Origin of the sequence: Paraburkholderia humisilvae, assembly GCF_902859855.1 — a bacterium.
Classification (GTDB): domain Bacteria; phylum Pseudomonadota; class Gammaproteobacteria; order Burkholderiales; family Burkholderiaceae; genus Paraburkholderia; species Paraburkholderia humisilvae.
Genome location: NZ_CADIKH010000225.1, coordinates 1 through 3,094 on the forward strand (window position 1 = coordinate 1; position 3,094 = coordinate 3,094).

Below are 3,094 nucleotides of genomic sequence, written 5' to 3' on the forward strand. Positions count from 1 at the left end.
TGGGTCCTGCATACCGCTCTAACGTCAACCGGTTCCTGGTGCATCTGGAAGAGCGGGGACAGTCATGGTCGCAACTGGTGCCCGCTGGCAGCGGTCCGGGTGCGCGTCCTGTCGCGTTAGAACAGGCAGTCAATGAGGGTATCCGGCGTCATGGCTTGCAGACCAACACGCGCGCTGCGCTCAGCCAGGCCTTCGGGTTCAAGCTACGAAGCGACACAAACATAGTTTGGCTTGCGCCGGATCTTCAAGAGCACAAAGATCTGCTGAAGCATCTGCCCGAAGAACTGGATCCTGTATACCGCTCTAACGTCAACCGGTTTCTGGTGCATCTGGAAGAGCAGGGTCAGTCATGGTCGCAACTGGTGCCTGCGGGCAGTGGTCCGGGTGCGCGTCCTGCCGCGCTTGAACAGGCAGTCAACGAAGGTATGCGGCATCATGGCTTGCAGCACAATACGCGCACTGCGCTCAACCAGGCCTTCGGGTTCACGCTGCGAAGCGACATAAAAAAAGTCCGGCTTGCGCCCGATCTTCAGGAGCACAAGGATCTGCTGAAAGATCTGCCTGAAGAACTGAGTCAAAAATACCACTCTAACGTCAAGCGGTTCCTGGTGCATCTGGAAGAGCAGGGTCAGTCATGGTCGCAGTTGGTGCCCGCGGGCAGCGGTGCGGGTACGCGTCCTGCCGCGCTTGAACAGGCAGTCAACGAGGGGATCCGGCATCATGGCTTGCAACCCAACACGCGCGCTGCACTCAACCAAGCTTTCGGGTTTAAGCTGCAAGGTAAGAGGCCAGTTTGACCGGCTCGCCATCTGGACCGGCGACCATGAGTCTCCGCACATCGAGTGCTTCGGGCGCGTCCGCCATGAAGTTTGCGAGTGAGCTTGCCCCCGAAAAACGTATCCCTTGCTGAGGCTTAAAATCCGGCAAGGAGAAACGAAGATGAGCGAATTGAAGCGCGCGCGGTACACCCTGGAGTTCAGAATGGAAGCGGTCCGGCTGGTAAAGGCGGGGCAGAACCTGGCGGCAGTGTCGGCGATGCTGTCGGTGGCGACCCAAACCATTTCGAACTGGGTCAAGGCTGAGCAGGAAGGCAAACCTGGTGGAGCTGGCACAAAGCCGGTAAGCCCCGAGCAGATGGGGCGGCCCTGTCTGGGAGCGGAAAACGCGCGACTGAAAATGGAGCGTGATATGTTAAAAAATGGGCGGCGTACTTTGCGAAAGAGTCGATGTGAAGTACGCCTTCATTGCCAAACATAGCCGCCAATGCCCGGTGTCGCTGCTGTGCGCCCTGCTGGATGTGAGTCCCAGCGGGCTATCACCAGCGGCGTCAGCGGGGCTGCGGCAGGCCGGCGCAGACCTCACCCCGTTCGAATCAGCGACGATCCCTTGCTGGCCAACATCCGTGCCATCCACGCACAGGTCAAGGGCGAGTACGGCTGGCCGCGTATGACCAGGTAACTGGTTGCGCGGGGCGTGCGCGTGGGCAAGCAGCGGGTTCAGAGGCTCATGAAACAGCACGGCATCCGCGCTCGGCACAAGCGCAGGTTGTCGCGACGACGAACTCGAATCACAACCTGCCCGTCGCTCCGAATCTGCTGGAGCGCAACTTGGCGGCGAGCGCACCGAACCGGGTATGGACGAGTGACATCACGTACTGTGCGACGGCCGAAGGGTGGGTCTATCTGGCGGTCATCATCGACCTGTTCAGCCGGCAGGTGGTGGGCTGGTCGATGCAGCCGCACATGAAAGCTGAGCTGGTGACGGATGCGCTGCGCATGGCGTGGTTCCGGCGATGTCCGCCGCCGGGACTGATTATGCATAGCGACCGTGGCCGCCCAATATTGCAGCGGGCTGTTCCAGGACGCGCTGAAGGCCTATGGCATGCGTTCGTTGATGAGCCGACGCGGCGATTGTTGGGATACGCCCGAACGAAAAGTCTGTGGGGTTCGCTGAAGGTCGCACGTCTGCATGGGAATCACTTCGTCACACGGCGCGCGGCAATGGACGAAATCGGTGATTGGCTTGGTTTTTACAATGCCCATCGGCTACACTCGACGCTCGGTTACGTCAGCCCTATGGTGTTCGAGAAAACCTGGCTCGCTACGACGTGCATGCGGTCGCGCTCGCCACGCAGCCACGCGCGCAGATTGATGGCGAGCTCGATTGACATCGAGCCGGTCGGTTTTGGCGCGTCGCCGATGGCGTTCGACCGGAATGCTGGCCGGATCGACCACGTAGCAGTCAATGTGTCGCGCTCTTCAGCGCGCGACAGATCCAGAACGCTTCCTGGCCGGCTTCATAGCTCACGGCGACCCGTACGTCGGCGGGCAGCGACCACTTCTCTTTATGGGCCTCGATCAGGTCCAGCACTGCCTGCAGACGAGCCAAGGCCTGCAGCTGCGCGACCGTGTGCACGGCCGGCTTCTCGCGTCGGCCGTCGTGGAGTGCGACTTTCCATTTGGCCGCCGCCAGTTCCAGCGACACACCCAGGACCAGTACGTCACCATTACCCGTGTATGCCTGCTCAGTACGCGTGATGTTCTCCTGTGAGCAAACGTCAGCACGCTGATTTTAGGCCGTCAGCTTTGTCGAGGGCCCCCTCGCTTCATAGGATCTAAAAGTTGAGACGGGTCGGTTGCGCAATTCTACTCGCTGATCACGTACGCAATCCTATTCATATCCCTTTACTCATCATCTCATCGCTATCGCGGCACACCCCCGCCATACCCATGAGTCGCGCCACCCGCTTGCGCCTCACGCGTACGCCTTCGCGCGCGAGCTGCGCATGGATACGCGGCGCTCCATACGTACCGCGCGAGCTTGCATGCAGCGTACGGATGCGTGCGAGCAGTTGCGCATCGCTACGTGTGTGCATCGATGGCTCACGCACCAGCCACGCATGGTAGCCGCTCATGGAGACCCCGGGCAGCCGCGCCATCGTGGCAATGGGCCATCGGACTCGGTTCGCCTTCACGAATCCGTACCCTTCGGTGGCACGGCTCCCGTCTCGCGCGCGAACCAGGCCGCCGCGTGAGAATTGAAATGAGCGCCTCCTACCCCCCGTATTCCAGCGGACGTTCACGGGCCCGACGGT

3 protein-coding genes and 2 pseudogenes are annotated in these 3,094 nt (G+C 61.0%); 3 read left to right on the top strand and 2 right to left on the bottom strand.

The window, feature by feature from the left end:
* The 3 genes and pseudogenes from HV796_RS41135 to HV796_RS46295 form a co-directional block, all read left to right on the top strand.
* A partial coding sequence (locus tag HV796_RS41135; protein WP_175233399.1) for a hypothetical protein occupies positions 1–797 on the top strand: 797 nt, incomplete at its 5' end.
* A 142-nt stretch (positions 798–939) separates the two neighbouring features.
* The gene (locus tag HV796_RS46290) at positions 940–1,257 is read left to right on the top strand and encodes a helix-turn-helix domain-containing protein (protein ID WP_377692355.1); all 318 of its coding nucleotides are present in this window, start codon (positions 940–942) and stop codon (positions 1,255–1,257) included.
* A 167-nt stretch (positions 1,258–1,424) separates the two neighbouring features.
* A pseudogene (locus HV796_RS46295) lies at positions 1,425–2,033 on the top strand (DDE-type integrase/transposase/recombinase); the annotation flags it as partial.
* A 68-nt stretch (positions 2,034–2,101) separates the two neighbouring features.
* Here HV796_RS46295 and HV796_RS46300 read toward each other — a convergent pair.
* Both HV796_RS46300 and HV796_RS41150 read right to left on the bottom strand, forming a co-directional pair.
* Positions 2,102–2,538 (bottom strand): annotated as a pseudogene (locus HV796_RS46300) (IS110 family RNA-guided transposase); the annotation flags it as partial.
* A gap of 136 nt (positions 2,539–2,674) precedes the next feature.
* Positions 2,675–2,914, bottom strand: a complete 240-nt coding sequence (locus HV796_RS41150) for an IS3 family transposase (RefSeq protein WP_175233400.1) — start codon at positions 2,912–2,914, stop codon at positions 2,675–2,677.
* Positions 2,915–3,094: the final 180 nt, after the last annotated feature.